The organism is Nocardioides coralli (genome assembly GCF_019880385.1).
Taxonomy (GTDB): Bacteria; Actinomycetota; Actinomycetes; order Propionibacteriales; family Nocardioidaceae; genus Nocardioides; species Nocardioides coralli.
In genome coordinates, this window is the sequence record NZ_CP082273.1 from 1,769,504 (window position 1) to 1,788,618 (window position 19,115).

Consider the following 19,115-nt stretch of genomic DNA (forward strand, 5'->3'; position numbering starts at 1 on the left):
TGGCGTTCCGGCCCTGCCGGCGGTCCTCGTGCCACCTCTCGGTGGAGCGGTGGGCGGGGAACTCCGCGGTACTGACCGGCTGAGGGCTCACCCACCCCACGTGGGCAGCGGTGGCTGGAAGGTCACCAGGGAGAACGGCGCCTCACCCCTCATCTCGTCGGTGGGCCACCGCGAGATCCCGCGGTACGTCCTGCCGTCCAGAACCAGCTCCACCTCGTAGGTCACCGGCGGACGTTTCCGCTGCAGCTCCCCGGGTGGGTTGTCGACGTCGAAGAAGAGGTCGCCCGGCGGGCGGCAGCCCGCGGCCTCGGGTGTGAGCGGACCGAAGCTGCGGGTCCCGCCCTCGGCCATGGCGGTGACGGTTGCCGTGGCGCGGTCGACGTCCGGAAGGCCGCGGATGCTGAGCTCGATCCCGCCGTACACACCACTCACCATGGCCGTCGGCTCCGGCATCAGTCCCGGTTCGTCGGTGGTCCATCTGAAGCTCGTTGAGGAGCCGCCCTCGGGCCCTCTTCCGAACAGGTCGACGCGGTAGGTGTCGGGAGGGCCGATCCGCGGCACGGCGAACGTGTGGCGACCGGTCCGCTCGACGGGCATGGTGATCCGGCGTCCGCACCGGGCGTCGGTGAGGGGCACCACAGTGGCGGTGAACGACCAGCCGGTACGCGGCACGGCGAACGCCACGACGTCGCGATCGCCTGCGTCGACGTACGGCGGCTGGGGCATCCCGTCGGCGCAGATGTCGGGACGGCAGTACGTCCACGGGTCCAGGCGGACCTGCTTGCTGTCGAGCTGCAGGAACACGGGCAGGCCGCCCTCGCCGTCCCAGGGGGGCGCCTCGTCGCGGATGTCCGAGCGGCCAGGCTCCTGGTCGGAGGGAACGGTCGCTGGAGGTGCGGCAGGGTCGACAGCCCGCTGCGAAGGCGTGTCGAACACCACCAGGGCGACGGCAGCAACTGCGGCTGCGAGGGCGGCGGCCACCCCCACGCCGGCACGACGCGCGGTGCGCCGCCGGCGGACCCGGGCCACGACGTCACCGAACGGCGGCACGGGGGCTTGGGCGTCGCTCTCCATGCGGCGCCGAAGCGCCTCGTCGAAGTCCGTCATGTCGTCCTCGTGGTTGTCCCGGCGTCTCCGAGGAGGTCGGCGAGGGCGAGCCGGGCGCGCTGCAGCCGCGACTTGACCGTCCCGACGGGGACATCGAGCAGGGCCGCCACCTCCGACACCGGCAGATCGAGCCCGTGGTGGAGCACGACCGCCGCCCGCTGGGAGATGGGGAGCCGTGCGAGTGCCCGGTCCAGGTCGATGCCGTCAGCAACCGGGCCGGCCGATTGGGTGGGCGGGGCCGCCCGGAGCCGCTGCAGACCTCGGCGCGCGACTTCCCGGCGCCGGAACCGACTGACCAAGCGGCGGACGGCGACCGTGCGGAGCCAACCCTCCGGGTCGTCGTACTGACTCACCTGCGGCCACCTCTCGACCATGGTCACGAACGCCTCTTGCGCGACCTCCTCGGCATCGGCGCGGTTGCCGCCGATCGCGGTCAGCGCGGAGACCAGCCGCGGGCAGACACGCTCGTAGAGCCGTGCCAGCGCGGCCATCTCGTCGCTGTCCACAGCACTGACACGCGGCAGCTGCCTCCCGGGTTCCATCGGGTTCATGATGCGCCGGTCGCGCCCCGTCCTGGGGGACGCGTGGACGTAGAGTCGCGCCATGGACAGGGACTGACGTGGCGCTCGTACTGGTGGCCCCGGGCCGGTGGGAGCGGTGGGTCGGGAACTTCGCGGACCGCCACGGCGGTGTCGACCTCCGCGCCGACGACCGGCTGCACGGCACCGCCCCCGACGGGTCGGTCTTCACTGCCCGGCTGCCGTTCGACCTCGCGTACGCCGGGGCCGCCGACCCCGCGGAGTTCTCGGTGGCGGCCCGGCCACCCGCGGTCTGGGGGGTGCTGCTCGTGCGCAAGGGCGGCTTCGCCGTGGCCCGGCTGGCCGGCACCGACCTCGCCGAGCACAAGATCGGCCAGCGGCACGTCCAGGGGCGCACCAAGGCAGGGGGCCAGAGCCAGCAGCGGTTCGCCCGCCGCCGCGACAACCAGGCGCGCGCGGCGTACGCGGCGGCGGCTGATCACGCCGCCCGCATCCTCCGCGCCGGTCCGGTCGTGACCGGCGGTGACCGTGCCGCTGTCGCGGAAGTCCTGGCCGATGACCGGCTGGACTCGTTGGTCGTCGTCGAGCGGTGGCTCGCCGTCCCGGACCCCCGCCGCGCCGTGCTGGACCGGGCAGTGGTGGACGCCGCGGCGATCGAGGTCGACGTCCACAACGCGCCGTCCGGCTGACGGGTCACCCGGGTCCGAACCGGCGGGAGTGACGGGTCGGCGGGTGGTGAACGAGCCGGAGTGACGGCTCGGCGTTGTGCGAACCAGCCGGAGTGACGGGTCAGCGGGTGGTGGGTTGCTCCCCGAAGGCGAGGGGTTCGCGGGTGGCCAGGTAGGTGGCCCAGTGGAGGCGCACCGGGACGCCGTCGTCGTCGCGGGTGACCCGCAGCAGCTCGCCGCGCTCGCGGCCGCGGACGGTCCGGTAGACGTCGTCGTCCACCTGCTCGAACACCGACGACGGCTGCTCGCTCGGCTGGCCGGGCTCTCGGGCCTCGAGGTGTCCCTCGACCACCGAGAAGATGAAGGGCGCCCCCTCGCTGAACCACACGCCACGCAGCCCGGCCAGCTCCTCCGGGACCACGGTGCCTGGGCGCCACGGCTCGGGCTCGGCCGGGTCGTGCTCGACCACGTGCTCCCCGAGGGCGATCGCGAAGCCCGCGGGATCCGGCGCCGAGGTCGAGTTCATCAGCACCACGGCGCCGGTCCCGGACTCGCGGTGGGTGAAGACCCCGGTGATGTGGCCGGGCATGCCGCCGGTGTGACCGACCCAGGTCCGCCCGCCGGGGGAGCGGTGCAGGAAGAAGCCGAGACCCATGGCCGCGGTCCACCCCTCGAGGTCCCGCATCGCCTGCGGCTGGCACATCTCCTCGAGGGTGTCGGGGGACAGCACGCCCGGGTCGGGGTCGGCCACGAAGGACGACCACCGCACGAGGTCGTCGGCCGTGCTCGCCAGCCCGCCGCACGGGTCGAGGGCCGAGGACCCGATCACCGGCTCGGGACGCGGCACGTCGTCGTAGGGCGCGACGTAGTAGCCCGTCGCCCGTGGCCCGCCGTCGAACCCCGGCGACGTACGCCGCAGCTCCAGCGGATCCAGCAACCGCGCCTGCAGGCTGCCCGCCCAGGTGCGGCCGTCCAGCCGGGCCACGAGCTGGCCGAGCACGGCGTAGACGATGTTGGAGTAGTGCCACCGGTCGTGGGGCCGGCCGATCTGCTCCGCCTCGGCGAACCCCGCCAGCAGCTCCTCGACGTCGGGTTCGGCCAGGGTCTCCCAGACCTCACCCACCGGCTCGCGCTGCAGGCCCGACAGGTGGGCCAGCCCCTGGCGCACCGTCACCGGCTGCCGGACCTCGGGCAGGTGCGCTCCGATGCGGTCGTCGAGGTCGAGCCGCCCCTCGTCGCGCAGCTGCATCACCATGACGGCCGTGAAGGTCTTGGTGTTGGAGGCGACCAGGAACTGGTCGTCAGCACCCGGTGGTACCGGCGTCTCCACGTCCTTCACCCCGACCCCGTCGCCCCACAGCAGCTCACCCCTGCGGTGCACCCCTGCGTAGAGGCCGGGGACGCGTCCCTCGCGTTGGTGGCGCAGGGCGCGGCGTCGCAGGTCGCGGCTCGTGGTGGGGAGGAGTGTCGTGGTCACGCGGCGACGCTAGTCGAGCGGGGGCGCCCGCGCTCGTAGGGTGGAGGCGTGACGGCTCCCATCGAGATCGAGGGACTCAGCAAGAGCTTCGGCCCGACCCTGGCGCTCGACCGTCTCGACCTGCGGGTCGTGGCGGGAGAGGTGCACGGGTTCCTCGGCCCCAACGGGGCGGGGAAGTCCACGACGATCCGGGTCCTGCTCGGGCTGCTCCGGAAGGACGCCGGCTCGGTGCGCCTCTTCGGCGGCGATCCCTGGCGGGACGCGGCGGAGCTGCACCGGCGGCTCGCCTACGTGCCTGGCGACGTCAGCCTGTGGCCCAACCTCACCGGCGGTCAGGCGATCGACCTGCTGGGCCGGATGCGGGGAGGCCTCGACGGGCGTCGCCGTGACGAGCTCATCGAGCGCTTCGACCTCGACCCCACCAAGAAGGGTCGCAGCTACTCCAAGGGCAACCGGCAGAAGGTCGCCCTGGTGGCCGCGCTGGCCTCCGACGTCGAGCTGCTGCTCCTCGACGAGCCCACCTCCGGGCTCGACCCGCTCAAGGACGCGGTGTTCCGGGAGTACGTCGGCACGTTCCGCGAGCAGGGTCACGCGGTGCTGCTGAGCAGCCACATCCTGGCCGAGGTCGAGGCCCTCTGCGACCGGGTGAGCATCATCCGCAACGGGCACTGCGTCGAGTCCGGGACGCTCGCCGAGCTGCGCCACCTCACCCGCACCTCGATCGCCGCCGAGCTGCGCCGTCCGCCCGACGGGCTGGCCTCGCTGCCCGGCGTCCACGACGTCGAGGTGGACGGGACCCGGGTCCGGCTCCAGGTCGACACCACCTCGCTCGACCCGGTCCTCGACACGCTGCAGGCGGCCGGAGTGGTGTCGCTGACCAGCCAGCCCCCGACCCTGGAGGAGCTGTTCATGCGGCACTACGGCGACCGGATCGAGGCGGAGCCGGAGCAGGACAGCGAGGCGGCGGGTCGGTGACCGGGGTCGGGATCCTGCTGCGGTCGTTCCTGCGACGTGACCGGTGGCTGCTGGTGTGGTGGCCGCTGGGCGGGATGCTCCTCTACTGGAGCCAGGCCGTCAGCATCGAGGGGCTCTACGCCACGCAGGCCGAGTTCGACCGGGCTGCCCTCGCCATGGAGTCGAACCCGGCGTTCATCGCCATGGCGGGACCGGCGCGGGCCCTCAACACCATCGGCGGCCAGGTGACGTGGCAGGCCACGGCGTTCGGCGCCGTCGTCGCCGGCCTGATGACCATGTTCATCATCGGGCGCCACACCCGTGCCGAGGAGGAGAGCGGCCGCGACGAGCTGCTGCGCTCGGGGGCGATCGGCCGCCGCGCACCCCTCACGGCCGCCCTCGCCGTGGCCGGGATCGCGAACCTCCTGTTCGGCGGCCTCATCGCCGTGAGCCTGATCTCCGTCCCGCTCGCGGTGGCCGACTCCGTGGCGCTCGGCGTGGGGGTCGGGCTCTTCGGGATGGCGTTCGCCGGGGTCTCGCTGCTGGCCGCCCAGCTGACGGCGTCGACCCGCTCCGTGTACGGCATCACCGGGGCGGTCCTGGCCGGGTCCTACGCCCTCCGGGCCGTCGGCGACGTCGGCAACGAGACGTTGTCGTGGCTCAGCCCGATCGGCTGGTACCAGCGCATGTACGCCTTCTCGGGACTCCGCTGGTGGCCGGCGCTGCTGCTCGTCGCGCTGGCGGTGCTCGTGCTGCTCGCGGCGTACGCCGTCTTCGAGCGCCGCGACATCGGTTCCGGCGTGCTCGCGGCCCGCCCCGGCCCGGACCGGGCGACCCCTGCCCTCGGCACCCCGCTCGGCCTCGCGTGGCGGCTGCAGCGCGGCAGCGTCGTCGGCTGGATGCTGGGCATGGCCTTCGTGGGCCTGTCCTACGGATCGATCGGTGACGGCGCGGGCGACCTGGTCGGGGACAACGAGGCGGCCCGGGAGATGTTCGCTGCCGGGGGAGTGGACCTCGTCGCGGGGTTCCAGGCCATCGCGATGGTGATGATCGCGATGATCTCCAGCGCCTTCGCGATCGCCTCGGTGCTGCGGGCCCGCGCCGAGGAGGAGTCTGGCCGGCTCGAGCCGCTGCTGGCGACGGGCGTCTCCCGCATCCGCTGGCTGCTCAGCCACGTGGCGGTCACCGTGGTCGGCTCGGTCCTCGTGGTGGCCGCGGGCGGTCTCGGGATGGGTGTGGGCTACGGCCTGGTCACGGGGGACGCAGGCGCGCCGTGGCGCTTCACCTGGCAGACGTCGGCGTGGTTGCCCGCGGTGCTGGCCCTGGCGGGTCTCACCCGCCTGCTCTACGGCATCCGGCCCCGGCTCGCGACCGCCGGATGGCTCGGTCTCGCCTTCGTGGCCGTGGTGCTGCTGCTCGGAGAGGTCCTGCGGTTCCCGGACTGGCTCCGCGACGTCTCGCCGTTCGAGCACCTCGCCCTCCAGCCGGTCGCCGAGTTCGACGCCGTGGCCTTCGCGGCCGTGCTGGCGGCGGCGGCGCTCATGGGTGTCGCGGGCTGGTTCGGCTTCGCGAGGCGCGACGTCGGCTAGCGTCGCCGTCATGTGGGAGCCGGAGCCGGACTGGCATCCGCTGCCCGGCGGGACCGGGCCGTCGACCGTGGGTGTCTGGCGGGCGGCCCTCGGCGACCAGCCCGTGGTCGTCAAGCGGCTCGCCCGCCCGGCCCCGCACGACCCGGGCGCCTTCTCGGAGCCGGCGCACTTCGCCTACTGGCGCCGCGAGGCCGACGTCCTCGAGACCGGCCTGGTCTCGGCCACCAGCGGACTCCGCTCCGTGGTCGCCGCCGTCGAGGAGGACGACGACGGCATCACCATCACCCGCGAGTGGGTCGAGGACGACGCCAACAGCGGCCTCTTCGTCGCCATGTCACTGGGCCGCTTCACCGGCAGCCTGACCGCCCGCCCACGGTTCCTCGCCCGCAACCAGCTGGCGGACCGCCTCGCCCAGGTCGAGCGCCGTGGGGGTTGGCCGACGCTGGCCCGCACCGCCGTGGCCGACGTGGCCGACCACCTCTGGCAGCGCCGTACGACGCTGCTCGACCGGGTCGCGGAGCTGCCCCAGGTCGCCCAGCACGGTGACGCCACCCCCACCAACCTGCCGGGACGCGCGGGCGACCACGTCGTCGCCATCGACTGGGCGACCCTGGGTGTGGGCCCGGTCGGCGCCGACCTGGGCCTCTACTCGCTGGCGGCCCGCGAGGACTTCGAGCCGCTGCTCGACGCCTACGGCATGGGGTTGCCGGAGGGCCTGGCGAGCCCGGAGCAGGTGAGGCTGGGTGCCCAGGTCGCCGCCGTCTACTCCGCGCTGAGCCGTGCCGAGTGGGCCCTCGAGCGCGTGGCGGCCGGCGAGGGGGCGCTAGCCAGCAAGTTCCGGCACCCGGCGGTGGCGCCCCACCTGCGCACGCTGCAGCGGCAGTACCCCCAGATCGAGGCACTGCTCGCCTCCTGAGCCGTCGGCAGGGGCTACTCTCGGCGCGTGCACGAGTCCGCGGCCGGCGGGCGGCCGCCGCGGTCGACCTGGCTCCGCAATCCCGCCCAGGCCGTGGTCCTCGCCTTCGCCCTGGTCATCGTCCTGGGCACCCTGCTGCTGATGCTCCCGGTCGCCAGCGCCGACGGCCGGTCTGCGCCGCTCACCGCGGCCCTGTTCACCTCGACCAGCGCCGTGTGCGTCACCGGGCTGGTGGTGGTCGACACCGCGTCCTACTGGTCGGACTTCGGCGAGGTGGTCATCCTCGCCCTCATCCAGGTGGGCGGCTTCGGCATCATGACCTTCGCCACCCTGCTGGGCCTCCTCGTGTGGCGGCGGCTCGGCCTGCGCTCCCGGATGACGGCGGCGACGGAGACCAAGAGCCTGGGCCTTGGGGAGGTCGGCACGGTCGTCAAGGGCGTCGTCCTCATCAGCGTGGCCTTCGAGCTGGTCACCGCCGCTGCCCTCACCCTGCGGTTCGCGCTCGCCTACGACCTGCCCTGGGGCCGCGCCGGGTACCTCGGCGGCTTCCACGCCGTGTCGGCGTTCAACAACGCCGGCTTCGCGCTCTACCCGGACAGCCTGGTCCGCTTCGCCTCCGACCCGTGGATCTGCCTGCCCATCGCGGGGGCCGTCATCGCGGGTGGGCTGGGCTTCCCGGTCTGGCTCGAGCTCGCCCGTCGTCGTCGGGGGCCGTGGAGCATCCACACGAGGATCACCCTGATCGCCACGACGGGGCTCTTCCTCGCCGGAGCGGTCCTGGTGACGGCGAACGAGTGGGACAACCCGGGCACGCTCGGGGGGCTGGAGCCCTCTGCGCGCTTCCTGGCCGGGTTCTTCCACGGCGTGATGCCCCGCACCGCGGGCTTCAACAGCCTCGACGTGGCGGCGATGGAGGAGGGCACCCTGCTCGGCACGGTCGTGCTGATGTTCATCGGCGGCGGTTCCGCTGGCACCGCCGGTGGCATCAAGGTGACGACCTTCGTCCTGCTCTTCTTCGCCATCTACGCCGAGGTGCGCGGCGAGCGCGACGTGGAGGCGTTCCAGCGCCGCATCGGGGACCGTGCCGTGCGGCAGGCGCTGGCGGTGGCCCTGCTCGGCGTCGCGGCTGTCGTCGGGGCCACGTTCGTCCTGCTGGTGCTGACCGACCTCGAGACCGGGCCGGTGCTGTTCGAGGCGGCCTCCGCCTTCGGCACCGTCGGCCTGTCCACCGGCATCACCGCCGCCCTCCCGACCAGCGCGCAGCTGGTCCTCGTCGGTCTCATGTTCCTCGGTCGGCTCGGGCCGATCACCCTGGTCTCCGCGCTCGCGATGCGTGAGCGCGGCCACCTGCACCGACTCCCGGAAGGACGTCCGATCATTGGCTAGGAGAGAGAGCAGCGCCGTCGCCGTGCTGGGGCTCGGCCGCTTCGGGCGGTCCCTCGCCCTCGAGCTCATGGGCGAGGGCGTCGAGGTGCTGGGCGTCGACGCCGATGCACGCGCCGTGCAGTCGCTGGCCGGTCGCCTGACCCACGTCGTGGAGGCCGACGTCACCGACGAGGACGCGATGCGCGAGCTGGGCGTCGCGGACTTCGACACCGTGGTCGTCGGCGTCGGCACCGACCTCGAGTCCAGCATCCTGGCGACCTCCGTCGCCGTGGGACTCGGCGTCCGCACCGTCTGGGCCAAGGCGATCAGCTCGGCCCACGCCCGGATCCTGGCCCAGATCGGCGCCGACCACGTCGTCCGGCCCGAGCACGACATGGGGCGGCGGGTGGCCCACCTGCTCCGCGGCGGGATGACCGAGTACGTCGAGCTCGACCACGGCTACGCCTTCGCCCGGACGCCGGCCCCGACCCCGCTCGTCGGGCGCACCCTGGCGGGCTACGGCGTCCGCGACCAGTTCGGCGTCACCGTCGTCGGGATCAAGCGACGCGACGGCGACTTCAGCTACGCCACGGCCGACACGGTGGTGAAGGAGGGTGACGAGCTCATCGTCGCCGGCACCAAGGAGCAGGTCGAGGCGTTCGGCCGGCTGTCGGCGTCGGTGGTGCCTCGCCGCCGGTGAGCACGCACGGGGTGGGTCCCTCTCGCGACGCCACGCCACCGGCCGACGGAAAGAGCCTGGCCAGCGCTCACTCACGCTCGCAGCCTGGCCGTGGCACCCCGGCCCACACGCGCGCAGCACGGCAGCAGCGCAGACGTCAGAGCTGCGCGGCGCTGAACGTGTCACAGGCCTCCAGCGACCCCTCCTGGAAACCGACCGCGAACCAGCGCTGGCGCTGCTCCGCGGAGCCGTGGGTCCACTCGGCGGGGTTGACCCGACCGGTGGTGCGGTCCTGGATCCGGTCGTCACCGACCGCCTTGGCCGCGGCGATGGCCTGGTCGATGTCTGCCTGGGTGAGGTCGACGATGAGCGGCTCGCCGCGCGCGTCCTCCGTGGTGGTCGCGCTACGCGTCCACATGCCGGCGTAGCAGTCCGCCTGCAGCTCGAGCCGGACGGCGTCGCTCGTGGGCCCCTGCTGGGTCCGCACCCGGCCCATCGTGCCCAGGAGGTTCTGCACGTGGTGGCCGTACTCGTGGGCGAGCACGTAGTACTCGACGAAATCGCCGCCGGGACCGCCGAGCTGTCGCTCCAGCACCTCGCGGAAGAACGTGGTGTCGAGGTAGATGCCCTCGTCCACGGGGCAGTAGAAGGGCCCCACCTGGGAGGTGGCCTGGCCGCAGCCGGTGCTCACCGAGCCGGTGAAGGTCTGCATCACACCCTCGGGCCGGAACTCGACGGACGCCGGCAGCTGCTCGCTCCAGTAGTCGGTCAGCGAGTTCTCCACGGCGACCCGGGCGCAGTCACGGTCGGTGTTGGCGTCGGCGCCGGTCCGGCAGTTCGCGTAGCGGTTGCTGTCGGCGCCGGACACCCGCGACAGGTCGAGCCGGTCGTCCGGGAGCGGGAGCCCACCACGGCTGCCACCGACACATTGGGTGAGGACGACGAGGAGCAGGATCACGAGCAGCCCGACGGCGCCGCCGCCGGCCTTGGCACCGGTGGGGACGGGGATGCGGACGGCGCCGCCACCGCCGCCGCGACTGCCGCCGCGGCCGCCGGTGTCACGCATCCGGCCGGTGTCGAGCCGGGCCCTCGGGTTGAAGCGCATCGCGGCCCCTTCCGGCATCGGCGGTCCGGCCGCTGCCGGCCCGATCCGCCGCCCTAGACTAGCCAGCCTCATGATCACCGCCCAGCACCTCGAAGTCCGTGCCGGGGCGCGACTCCTGATGGCGAACGTCGACTTCCGCGTGGCCGCCGGCGACAAGGTCGGGCTGGTCGGGCGCAACGGCGCCGGCAAGACCACCCTCACCAAGATCCTGGCCGGCGACGCCCTCCCCGCCTCCGGGCAGGTGCTGCGCACCGGCGAGGTCGGCTACCTGCCACAGGACCCGCGCACCGGCGACCCCGACGTCCTCGCCCTCAACCGGATCCTCTCCGCCCGGGGGCTCGACGACGTCGTGCGCCGGCTACGGGAGGCGGAGACCGAGATGGGCAGCGACGACCCCGCGGTGCGCGAGCGGGCCATGCGGCGCTACACGCGTGCCGACACCGAGCTGCACGCCGGGGGTGGTTACGCCGCCGAGTCGGAGGCCACCCAGATCGCGCACAGCCTCGGGATCGAGGACCGACTGCTGCAGCAGCCGCTCTGCACGCTGTCCGGTGGCCAGCGGCGCCGCGTAGAGCTGGCCCGGATCCTCTTCTCCGGAGCCGAGACCCTGCTGCTCGACGAGCCGACCAACCACCTCGACGCCGACTCCGTCGTCTGGCTGCGCGAGTTCCTCGCCGCCCACAAGGGAGGACTCGTGGTCATCAGCCACGACACCGCCCTGCTCGAGGCCACCGTCACGCGCGTCCTCCACCTCGACGCCAACCGGGCGGAGATCGACGTCTACAACATGGGGTGGCGCGCCTACCTCCAGCAGCGGGAGACCGACGAGAAGCGGCGCCGGCGCGAGCGTGCCAACGCCGAGAACAAGGCCAAGGCGCTCACCGACCAAGCCAACAAGATGCGGGCCAAGGCCACCAAGGCGCAGGCGGCCCAGTCGATGCTCAAGCGCGCCGACAAGCTGATGGCCGGCATCGAGGGGGAGCGTCGCGCCGACAGGGTGGCCCGGATCGGCTTCCCGGCACCGGCCCCGTGCGGGAAGACCCCGCTGACCGCCGCAGAGCTGTCGAAGTCCTACGGGTCGCTCGAGGTCTTCACCGACGTCGACCTCGCGATCGATCGGGGCAGCCGGGTGGTCATCCTCGGCCTGAACGGCGCCGGGAAGACCACGCTCCTGCGCATCCTCGCCGGGGTCGACGCACCCGACACGGGGGAGGTGCGGCCCGGGCACGGGTTGAGGCTCGGCTACTACGCCCAGGAGCACGAGACGCTCGACGTGGACCGCACCGTGCTGGAGAACCTGAGGACCTCCGCGCCGGAGCTGACCGACACCCAGGCACGCTCCGTGCTCGGGTCGTTCCTCTTCTCCGGCGACGACGCCAACAAGCCGGCCAAGGTGCTCTCCGGCGGGGAGAAGACCCGGCTGGCCCTCGCCATCCTCGTGGTCTCCTCGGCCAACGTCCTGCTGCTCGACGAGCCGACCAACAACCTCGACCCAGCATCCCGTGAGGAGGTCCTGGCAGCGATCCGCTCCTACGAGGGCGCCATCGTCCTCGTCACCCACGACGAGGGCGCAGTCCAGGCGCTGGAGCCGGATCGGGTGCTGATCCTGCCCGACGGCGACGAGGACCTCTGGTCCGCGGACTACGCCGACCTGGTCTCCCTCGCCTGACGCGGCCGCTGGGAGGATGCCGCCCATGACACCCGAACAGCTCGCGGAGGCCGGACTGCGCTACCAGGTCGACGGGAGCACGGCCACGATCACCCTCGACCGGCCCCAGGTGCGCAACGCGCAGACCCCGGCGATGTGGCGCGCACTGGCGACCCTGGGGGAGGAGATCCCCGACGACGTCCGCGTGGTGGTGGTCCGGGGCGAGGGTCGCTCGTTCTCCTCGGGCCTGGACCGCGCGATGCTCACCGCCGGCGGCGGGGACGGGCAGGAGACCGTCGCCGACCTCCTGGCGCAGCCGGACCACCGGATCGCCGAGACGATCGAGCAGTACCAGCGCGGGTTCACGTTCCTGCGAGACCCCCGCTTCGTCTCCGTCGCGGCAGTGCGGGGTCACGCCGTCGGCGCCGGGTTCCAGCTCGCCCTGGCCTGTGACCTCCGCGTGGTCGCCCAGGACGCGACGTTCGGCATGCTCGAGTCGACGCTGGGGCTGGTGCCCGACCTCACGGGAACAAAGCCGCTGGTCGAGCTGGTTGGCTACTCCAGGGCGCTGGAGATCTGCGTCACCGGCCGACTGGTACCGGCCGCCGAGGCGGTCGACCTCGGGCTGGCACTGCTGGCCGTGCCGGGCGACGAGCTCGACGCGACGGTGACGGACCTCGCCAGCGCCCTGGCGGCGCCGATGGCCGGCGTCGTCTCCGAGACCAAGGCGCTGCTGCTGGCGGCGGGCGGTCGCAGCCTCGACGAGCAGCGACGGTTCGAACGCGAGGCACAGGTACGCCGCTTCCGCGAGCTGGCCAGGCTCGCGGGCGGCTAGCAGGCGCGCGGGAGGAGCGGGACATGTCCCTGTCGACGGGCATGGGTCCGGCCTGGCGCCACATGCGCACGGACCGGGAGGCGGCCAAGGCGCGGATCGAGCCCGGCACCGTACGCCGGGTGCTCGGCTTCGCCGTGCCCCACCGGCCGATGATCGCCGGGTTCCTGGCGATCACGGTGCTCGACTCGATGCTGGTCGTGGTCACGCCGCTGCTGGTCCAGCGGATCGTCGACGACGGCATCCTCGGCGGGAACCCCCGGCTGGTCACCCTGCTGGCGCTGGCGATGGCCGCGACGGCCCTGGTCGGTGCCGGGCTCTCGATCGTCGGAGGGCTGCTCTCCTCCCGCATCGGCGAGGGCCTCATCTTCGATCTGCGGACGCGCGTCTTCGGTCACGTGCAGCGGCAGTCGCTGGCGTTCTTCACCCGGACGCAGACCGGCGCCCTCGTCTCCCGGCTCAACAACGACGTCGTCGGGGCGCAGCGCGCGTTCACCTCGACCCTGTCCAACACCGTCTCGAGCGCGATCTCGGTGCTGGTCGTGGGCATCGCCATGCTGGCCCTCAGCTGGCAGGTGACGCTGCTGTGCCTGCTGCTCTTCCCGTTGCTGTTCGTCACCTCGCGCTGGGTGAGCGGCCGGCTGGCCGCGCTGACGCGCGAGCAGATGGACGGCAACGCCGACATGGGCAACGCCATGACCGAGCGGTTCAACGTGGGCGGCGCGATGCTGCTCAAGCTCTTCGGCCGACGCGAGACCGAGGACGCGCTCTTCGCCGACAAGGCCGGCCAGGTGCGCGACGTGGGCGTGCGGATCGCGCTGCTGACCCGGATTTTCGTGGCGGCCGTGCTGACGGTTCCCGCGCTGGCCCTCGCGGTGGTCTACGGCGTCGGCGGCCACCTGGTCATCGACGGTGACCTGACCGTGGGGACGCTGCTGGCCCTGGGCACGCTGCTGGTCCGGTTGCTCGGACCGCTGCAGAGCCTCTCCAACGTGCGGATCGACGTGATGACCGCGCTGGTCAGCTTCGAGCGGGTCTTCGAGGTGCTCGACCTGCCGGCGATGGTCGCCGAGGCGTCCGACGCGACACCGCTGCCGGCCAGCGCGTCGTCGTTGGAGTTCGACCACGTCGGCTTCAGCTACCCCCGTGCCGACGACGTCTCGCTGGCGTCCCTGGAGGCGGTGGCGCGCGCCGAGTCCCGCGACTCCGGCCAGGTGCTCCACGACATCAGCTTCCGCGCCGCGCCGGGGGAGATGGTGGCCCTCGTCGGGCCCTCGGGCGCCGGCAAGACCACCGTGACCCACCTCGTCGCCCGGCTCTACGACGCCACCTCCGGGACCGTGCGCGTCGGTGACCGCGACGTGCGCGAGGTGACCCTGGAGTCGCTGGAGGCGGTCGTCGGGTACGTCACCCAGGACGCGCACATGTTCCACGACACCATCCGTGCCAACCTGCAGTACGCCCGCCCCGGCGCCACCGAGGACGACCTCTGGCAGGCCCTGCGTGCGGCGCAGATCGCCGACCTCGTGGGCGCCCTTCCCGACGGGCTCGACACGGTGGTGGGGGACCGCGGATACCGGCTCTCCGGCGGCGAGCGGCAACGCCTGGCCATCGCCCGGCTCCTGCTCAAGGCGCCGTCGATCGTCGTGCTCGACGAGGCCACTGCCCACCTCGACTCCGAGTCCGAGGCCGCCGTCAAGGAGGCCCTCGACGCCGCGCTGGCAGGCCGCACGTCGCTGGTGATCGCCCATCGCCTCTCCACGGTGCGCAACGCCGACCGGATCCTGGTGCTCGACGGTGGCCGGATCGTGCAGTCGGGCACGCACGCCGAGCTGTTGGCGCAGCCGGGTCTCTACGCGGACCTGCACCGGACGCAGTTCTTCGAGGACGCCCCGGTCGCCTAGAGTCCTCGCCCATGGACCTCGATCTCTCGGACCGCGTGTTCATCCTCACGGGCGCCGCCCGCGGGCTCGGCCGGGCGACAGCCGACGCCCTGGTCGCCGAGGGGGCGCGGGTGGTGATCTCCGGACGCACCGACGAGACCCTGACTGCGGCCGTCGCCGAGCTCGGCGAGGAGAACGCCGTGAGCCTGGTCGCCGACAACGCCGATCCGGACACACCGCGACGCCTCATCTCCGCCGCGCGGGACACCTGGGGTCGCGTCGACGGCGCGCTCGTGTCGGTCGGTGGCCCGCCCGTGGGACCGGTCACCGGGGTCACGGACGACGAGTGGACCTCCGCGTTCTCGTCGGTGTTCCTCGGGGCGGTGCGGATCGCGCGGGAGGTCGGTCAGGAGCTGCTGCACGGGGGTTCGCTGGCGCTGGTGCTGTCGTCGAGCGTGCGGGCCCCGCTGCCGAACATGGCCGTCTCCAACGGGCTGCGCCCCGGACTGGCGATGGTCGCCAAGACGCTGGCCGACGAGCTCGGACCGCGGGGGATCCGGGTCAACGGGCTGCTGCCGGGCCGCATCGGCACCGAGCGTGTCGCGGAGCTCGATGCGGCCACGGGCGACCCCGACGCGGCCCGCGAGGCCTCGATCGCCGGCATCCCCCTGGGCCGCTACGGCGAGCCGGAGGAGTTCGGGCGCACGGCGGCGTTCCTGCTCTCGCCGGCGGCCTCATTCGTGAGCGGCGTGATGCTCCCGGTCGACGGGGGCATGCTCCGCGCGCTGTGAGCGGCGTGTCCGGGGACCTCGGCGCTCGTCCCACGCCAGGTAGCCGAAGCCGAAGAGGGCGAGGAGCCCGAAGAACCACCACTGCAGGCCGTAGAAGAAGTGCGGGCCGTCGTCGAGCTCCGGCAGCTCGGTGCGGGCCAGGTCCTCGTCGGGTGCCGGGTCCTCGGTGCGGAGTGCCACGAAACCGTCGAGGACGTCGCGATCCAGCGCCTCCCCGATCGCCTCGCTCGAGATGGCCCGGGTGGACCGGTCGGACACGACGGTGCTCTCACCGGAGGAGTCGCGGCGCGCCCAGCCCGTGATCGAGACCTCGCCGGCGGGGGGCCGCGGTGCGATGTCGGGAGTGGCTGCGCGGTTGTCGGTCGCGAGCCAGCCACGGTCCACGAGGACCGCAGTGCCGTCGTCGAGCACCAGGGGCACGACCACCTCGACACCGGACGCCCCGTCCCGGGTCCGGTAGCGGACGATGACGGTCTCCTCAGCGGCGTAGGTACCGGTCGCGGTCACGGTCCGCCACTCGTCCTCGGCGTCCAGCTCGCCGTCGGCAGGCACGACCTCGGCGACGGGGGCAGGCGGCGCGGCCTCGTTGCGCTGGATGACGTCGTTGCGCAGCTGCCGCTCCTCCAAACGCGAGAACTGCCACTCGCCGAGCCACCAGGCACCTGCGGCGAGGAGGGCCACGACGAGGGCGAACCCCACCCACCGCCGACTCACCAGGAAGCGCCATGACCGCACGCCGCGAGGCTATCCGGCGGGCCGCAGCTCTTCGGTCGGCGGTGTCGGCACCCTAGACTCGGCGGGGTGAGACAGATCCCGCTGGCTGACCGCTACGGCCGTGTCGCGACCGACCTCCGCGTGTCGTTGACCGACCGGTGCAACCTGCGCTGCTCCTACTGCATGCCGGCGGAAGGGCTCGACTGGCTGCCGGGCGAGGACGTGCTCACCGACGACGAGGTGGTCCGGTTGATCCGGATCGGCGTCGAGCGCCTCGGCATCCGGGATGTCCGCTTCACCGGCGGCGAGCCGCTCGTACGCCGCGGCCTGGTCGACATCGTCCGACGGACGCGGGAGCTCGACGCCGGACTCGGGATCAGCCTGACCACCAACGCCCTCGGCCTCAGGCACACCGCCCCGGCGCTCGCCGCTGCGGGACTCGACCGCGTCAACGTCAGCCTCGACACGATCCGCGACGACAGCTTCAACACGATCACCCGACGGGACCGCCTGACCGACGTGCTCGCCGGGCTCGAGGCCGCCCGCGACGCGGGGCTGACGCCCGTCAAGATCAACGCGGTGCTGCTCCGTGGGATCAACGACGACCAGGCGCCCGAGCTGCTCGCGTGGGCCATCGACCACGGCTACCACCTGCGGTTCATCGAGCAGATGCCGCTGGACGCCCAGCACGACTGGAGCCGCGCGCAGATGGTCACGGCCGAGGAGATCCTCGAGATGCTGCAGGCACGCTTCGCGCTCACCCCCGCGGTCGAGCCGCGCGGAAGCGCTCCGGCCGAGCTGTTCGAGGTCGACGGCGGTCCCGCGACGGTGGGCATCATCGCCTCGGTGACGCGCCCGTTCTGCGGCGACTGCGACCGCGTACGGCTCACGGCCGACGGTCAGGTCCGCAACTGCCTCTTCGCCCGCCAGGAGTCCGACCTGCGCACCGCGCTGCGATCGGACGCCACCGACGAGGAGATCGCGCAGCGGTGGGTCGTGGCGATGCTGGGCAAGCGTCCGGGTCACGGGATCGACGACCCGTCGTTCCTGCAGCCGGACCGGCCGATGTCGGCCATCGGCGGCTAGCCCGAGCCGTCGTCGCCCGCCGTGACGTCGGTGACCGGCACGACGTCACGCAGGAAGTTCCGTGCGCCCAGGAAGTCCGACAAGGACCCGCGGTGCTCGTCGCAGGCCAGCCACGTCTTGCGCCGTTCGGGGGTGTGCAGGCGGGGGTTGTTCCACCGCAGCGCCCACACCGCCGGGGTGGCGCAGCCGCGGGCGCTGCACGTGGGCTGCTCCTTCTCGGTCACCGGGTCATGGTCGCACGGCCGGTGGTCGCACGAGAGCCGGGACGCGGGTCCGGACGAGCGTGGTGCCGGCCACCTCGGGCGGCCGGCACCACAGGTGAACTGCGACGGGGGAGACACAGTTCGGAGGGGAGTCTGACGCTCGGCGAGGGCTGCGTCAACCGGAGTCCCGGCCGGTCCTGCCCGACCCGTCCGGAGCGTCGAGCTGCGGGTGCGCGGGCCCCGCGCCCATCAGCGCGAAGTCGTCGCTGCGGCTGGAGGCGGCGTTGGCCATGACGACGGCGACGTAGGGCAGCAGGACGGCCGCCGCCACCAGCACCCACCGGAGCCAGCCCGGGCCGACGGCGATCGCCGCGACGAAGCACACGGTCCGGATCCCCATCGACACCACGTAGCGCCGCTGGCGGGCAGAGATGTCGGCCTGCCGGCTGGTCGCAGCCGTCGTGATGCGCACGGGGTCGGGGTCACGGGGCACGCACTCGATCGTACGTCGCTACCATCGACAACCCCAGAGAGCCGCGGGAGCCGGAGGAGCCACCATGTCGAACCGCACCTATCGCGTCACCGAGATCGTCGGCACGTCTCCCGAGGGGGTGGACCAGGCGATCCGCAACGGCATCGACCGCGCCGGCCGCACCCTGCGCCACCTCGACTGGTTCGAGGTCACCCAGGTGCGCGGCCAGGTCAAGGACGGCCAGGTGGAGCACTTCCAGGTCGGCATGAAGGTCGGCTTCCGGCTCGAGGACGACTGAGCCACGCGCCCCGACGCCCGGCGACGCCTGGTTCGGGATACCCCCCGGTAATCACTAGCGTCTAGGACCGTGAGCCAGAGCGAACCCAGATCGGTCCTCGTCACCGGCGGCAACCGCGGCATCGGCCGCGCCATCGCCGAGGCGTTCCTCGCGAACGGCGACCGGGTCGCCGTGACCAGTCGCAGCGGAGGGGCGCCCGAGGGCGCGCTCGACCTCACCTGCGACATCACCGACGCCGCCGCGGTCGACGCGGCCTACGGCGAGGTCGAGGAGGCGCACGGCCCGGTGGAGGTGCTGGTCGCCAACGCGGGAGTCACCGCCGACACGCTGCTCCTCCGGATGAGCGAGGACGACTGGGCGCGCGTGATCGACACCAACCTCACCGCCTCCTTCCGGCTGGCCAAGCGAGCGGCGAAGGGGATGCTGCGGCAGCGGCGCGGCCGGATCGTGTTCATCTCCTCGGTCGTGGGTCTGCTGGGCTCGGCCGGCCAGGTCAACTACGCGGCGTCCAAGGCGGGGCTGGTCGGCATGGCGCGCTCCCTGAGCCGGGAGCTCGGTTCCCGCTCGATCACCGCCAACGTCGTCGCGCCCGGGTTCGTCGACACCGACATGACCGCGGTGCTGACCGAGGAGCAGAAGGAGACCATCAAGGGACAGGTCCCGCTGGGGCGCTACGGCACCCCGGAGGAGGTCGCGTCAGCGGTGCTGTGGCTGACCGGCGAAGGTGGCGGCTACGTGACCGGAGCCGTGATCCCGGTCGACGGCGGACTCGGAATGGGGCACTGAACT

20 protein-coding genes are annotated in these 19,115 nt (G+C 72.9%); 13 read left to right on the forward strand and 7 right to left on the reverse strand.

Features of this window, described 5'->3' with window-relative positions; translation table 11 throughout:
- Positions 1 to 87 precede the first annotated feature (87 nt).
- Together K6T13_RS08660 and K6T13_RS08665 are read right to left on the reverse strand one after the other, a co-directional pair.
- Positions 88 to 1,107 (reverse strand): hypothetical protein, encoded by a 1,020-nt coding sequence (locus tag K6T13_RS08660; protein ID WP_222894200.1) that lies wholly within the window; start codon positions 1,105 to 1,107, stop codon positions 88 to 90.
- A complete protein-coding gene (locus K6T13_RS08665; RefSeq protein WP_222894201.1) occupies positions 1,104 to 1,649 on the reverse strand; it encodes an RNA polymerase sigma factor in 546 nt (181 codons plus the stop codon). Before K6T13_RS08665 ends, K6T13_RS08660 begins: the two co-directional genes overlap by 4 nt.
- Positions 1,650 to 1,726: 77 nt before the next feature.
- Here K6T13_RS08665 and K6T13_RS08670 point away from each other — a divergent pair, with 77 nt between their 5' ends.
- Complete coding sequence (locus K6T13_RS08670) at positions 1,727 to 2,335, forward strand: acVLRF1 family peptidyl-tRNA hydrolase (protein WP_222894202.1); 609 nt, start codon at positions 1,727 to 1,729, stop codon at positions 2,333 to 2,335.
- Positions 2,336 to 2,435: 100 nt separating this feature from the next.
- On the opposite strand, the gene K6T13_RS08675 is transcribed toward K6T13_RS08670, so the two are convergent.
- Positions 2,436 to 3,791 (reverse strand): serine hydrolase domain-containing protein, encoded by a 1,356-nt coding sequence (locus tag K6T13_RS08675; protein ID WP_249423682.1) that lies wholly within the window; start codon positions 3,789 to 3,791, stop codon positions 2,436 to 2,438.
- Between the two features lie 48 nt (positions 3,792 to 3,839).
- Between K6T13_RS08675 and K6T13_RS08680 the strand changes: the two genes are divergently transcribed.
- The 5 genes from K6T13_RS08680 to K6T13_RS08700 are packed head-to-tail and all read left to right on the forward strand — an operon-like array spanning position 3,840 to position 9,315.
- On the forward strand, positions 3,840 to 4,766 hold the full coding sequence (locus K6T13_RS08680) for an ABC transporter ATP-binding protein (protein WP_222894203.1): 927 nt from the start codon (positions 3,840 to 3,842) through the stop codon (positions 4,764 to 4,766).
- Entirely contained in the window at positions 4,763 to 6,334 is a 1,572-nt protein-coding gene (locus tag K6T13_RS08685; protein ID WP_222894204.1) for an ABC transporter permease, read from the forward strand. The genes K6T13_RS08680 and K6T13_RS08685 overlap by 4 nt, the downstream gene beginning before the upstream one ends.
- Positions 6,335 to 6,344: 10 nt before the next feature.
- Positions 6,345 to 7,250: a phosphotransferase gene (locus tag K6T13_RS08690; RefSeq protein WP_222894205.1), complete on the forward strand. Its 906-nt coding sequence runs from the start codon at positions 6,345 to 6,347 to the stop codon at positions 7,248 to 7,250.
- A gap of 27 nt (positions 7,251 to 7,277) precedes the next feature.
- Positions 7,278 to 8,636, forward strand: a complete 1,359-nt coding sequence (locus K6T13_RS08695; RefSeq protein ID WP_222894206.1) for a TrkH family potassium uptake protein — start codon at positions 7,278 to 7,280, stop codon at positions 8,634 to 8,636.
- Between the two features lie 22 nt (positions 8,637 to 8,658).
- Positions 8,659 to 9,315: a potassium channel family protein gene (locus tag K6T13_RS08700; RefSeq protein ID WP_249423683.1), complete on the forward strand. Its 657-nt coding sequence runs from the start codon at positions 8,659 to 8,661 to the stop codon at positions 9,313 to 9,315.
- Between the two features lie 136 nt (positions 9,316 to 9,451).
- Here the strand turns inward: K6T13_RS08700 and ypfJ are convergent, their stop codons facing one another.
- Positions 9,452 to 10,399, reverse strand: coding sequence for a KPN_02809 family neutral zinc metallopeptidase (ypfJ, locus tag K6T13_RS08705; RefSeq protein ID WP_222894208.1), 948 nt, complete (start codon positions 10,397 to 10,399; stop codon positions 9,452 to 9,454).
- A gap of 70 nt (positions 10,400 to 10,469) precedes the next feature.
- On the opposite strand from ypfJ, the gene K6T13_RS08710 reads away from it, so the two are divergent.
- From K6T13_RS08710 to K6T13_RS08725, 4 genes are read left to right on the forward strand one after another with little or no spacing between them, the layout of a single operon-like run.
- Entirely contained in the window at positions 10,470 to 12,068 is a 1,599-nt protein-coding gene (locus tag K6T13_RS08710; RefSeq protein WP_222894209.1) for an ABC-F family ATP-binding cassette domain-containing protein, read from the forward strand.
- Between the two features lie 25 nt (positions 12,069 to 12,093).
- A complete protein-coding gene (locus K6T13_RS08715; protein WP_222894210.1) occupies positions 12,094 to 12,882 on the forward strand; it encodes an enoyl-CoA hydratase/isomerase family protein in 789 nt (262 codons plus the stop codon).
- A 23-nt stretch (positions 12,883 to 12,905) separates the two neighbouring features.
- Positions 12,906 to 14,783 carry an ABC transporter ATP-binding protein gene (locus K6T13_RS08720; RefSeq protein WP_222894211.1) on the forward strand — a complete coding sequence of 626 codons (1,878 nt, stop codon included), beginning with the start codon at positions 12,906 to 12,908 and terminating at the stop codon, positions 14,781 to 14,783.
- A gap of 11 nt (positions 14,784 to 14,794) precedes the next feature.
- On the forward strand, positions 14,795 to 15,553 hold the full coding sequence (locus tag K6T13_RS08725) for an SDR family oxidoreductase (protein WP_222894212.1): 759 nt from the start codon (positions 14,795 to 14,797) through the stop codon (positions 15,551 to 15,553).
- Here K6T13_RS08725 and K6T13_RS08730 read toward each other — a convergent pair.
- Positions 15,497 to 16,288 carry an SURF1 family cytochrome oxidase biogenesis protein gene (locus K6T13_RS08730; RefSeq protein ID WP_222894213.1) on the reverse strand — a complete coding sequence of 264 codons (792 nt, stop codon included), beginning with the start codon at positions 16,286 to 16,288 and terminating at the stop codon, positions 15,497 to 15,499. The genes K6T13_RS08725 and K6T13_RS08730 overlap by 57 nt on opposite strands.
- A gap of 75 nt (positions 16,289 to 16,363) precedes the next feature.
- On the opposite strand from K6T13_RS08730, the gene moaA reads away from it, so the two are divergent.
- Entirely contained in the window at positions 16,364 to 17,353 is a 990-nt protein-coding gene (moaA, locus tag K6T13_RS08735; protein ID WP_222898220.1) for a GTP 3',8-cyclase MoaA, read from the forward strand.
- Here the strand turns inward: moaA and K6T13_RS08740 are convergent.
- Both K6T13_RS08740 and K6T13_RS08745 read right to left on the reverse strand, forming a co-directional pair.
- Positions 17,350 to 17,577, reverse strand: a complete 228-nt coding sequence (locus K6T13_RS08740; RefSeq protein WP_222894214.1) for a hypothetical protein — start codon at positions 17,575 to 17,577, stop codon at positions 17,350 to 17,352. The genes moaA and K6T13_RS08740 overlap by 4 nt on opposite strands.
- Positions 17,578 to 17,731: 154 nt before the next feature.
- On the reverse strand, positions 17,732 to 18,049 hold the full coding sequence (locus K6T13_RS08745; protein ID WP_249423684.1) for a DUF3099 domain-containing protein: 318 nt from the start codon (positions 18,047 to 18,049) through the stop codon (positions 17,732 to 17,734).
- A gap of 64 nt (positions 18,050 to 18,113) precedes the next feature.
- On the opposite strand from K6T13_RS08745, the gene K6T13_RS08750 reads away from it, so the two are divergent.
- Both K6T13_RS08750 and K6T13_RS08755 read left to right on the forward strand, forming a co-directional pair.
- Positions 18,114 to 18,326 carry a dodecin gene (locus K6T13_RS08750; protein WP_222894215.1) on the forward strand — a complete coding sequence of 71 codons (213 nt, stop codon included), beginning with the start codon at positions 18,114 to 18,116 and terminating at the stop codon, positions 18,324 to 18,326.
- Between the two features lie 69 nt (positions 18,327 to 18,395).
- Positions 18,396 to 19,112, forward strand: a complete 717-nt coding sequence (locus tag K6T13_RS08755; RefSeq protein WP_222894216.1) for a beta-ketoacyl-ACP reductase — start codon at positions 18,396 to 18,398, stop codon at positions 19,110 to 19,112.
- The last annotated feature ends 3 nt before the right edge of the window (positions 19,113 to 19,115 follow it).

What these genes read in the sequence shown, in the direction of transcription:
- K6T13_RS08750 (WP_222894215.1), top strand. Translation starts at nt 18,114, where the DNA reads ATGTCGAACCGCACCTATCGCGTCACCGAGATCGTCGGCACGTCTCCC.
- K6T13_RS08720 (WP_222894211.1), top strand. Translation starts at nt 12,906, where the DNA reads ATGTCCCTGTCGACGGGCATGGGTCCGGCCTGGCGCCACATGCGCACG.
- ypfJ (WP_222894208.1), bottom strand. Translation starts at nt 10,399, where the DNA reads ATGCGCTTCAACCCGAGGGCCCGGCTCGACACCGGCCGGATGCGTGAC.
- K6T13_RS08690 (WP_222894205.1), top strand. Translation starts at nt 6,345, where the DNA reads ATGTGGGAGCCGGAGCCGGACTGGCATCCGCTGCCCGGCGGGACCGGG.
- K6T13_RS08665 (WP_222894201.1), bottom strand. Translation starts at nt 1,649, where the DNA reads ATGGAACCCGGGAGGCAGCTGCCGCGTGTCAGTGCTGTGGACAGCGAC.
- K6T13_RS08660 (WP_222894200.1), bottom strand. Translation starts at nt 1,107, where the DNA reads ATGACGGACTTCGACGAGGCGCTTCGGCGCCGCATGGAGAGCGACGCC.
- K6T13_RS08710 (WP_222894209.1), top strand. Translation starts at nt 10,470, where the DNA reads ATGATCACCGCCCAGCACCTCGAAGTCCGTGCCGGGGCGCGACTCCTG.
- K6T13_RS08715 (WP_222894210.1), top strand. Translation starts at nt 12,094, where the DNA reads ATGACACCCGAACAGCTCGCGGAGGCCGGACTGCGCTACCAGGTCGAC.
- K6T13_RS08725 (WP_222894212.1), top strand. Translation starts at nt 14,795, where the DNA reads ATGGACCTCGATCTCTCGGACCGCGTGTTCATCCTCACGGGCGCCGCC.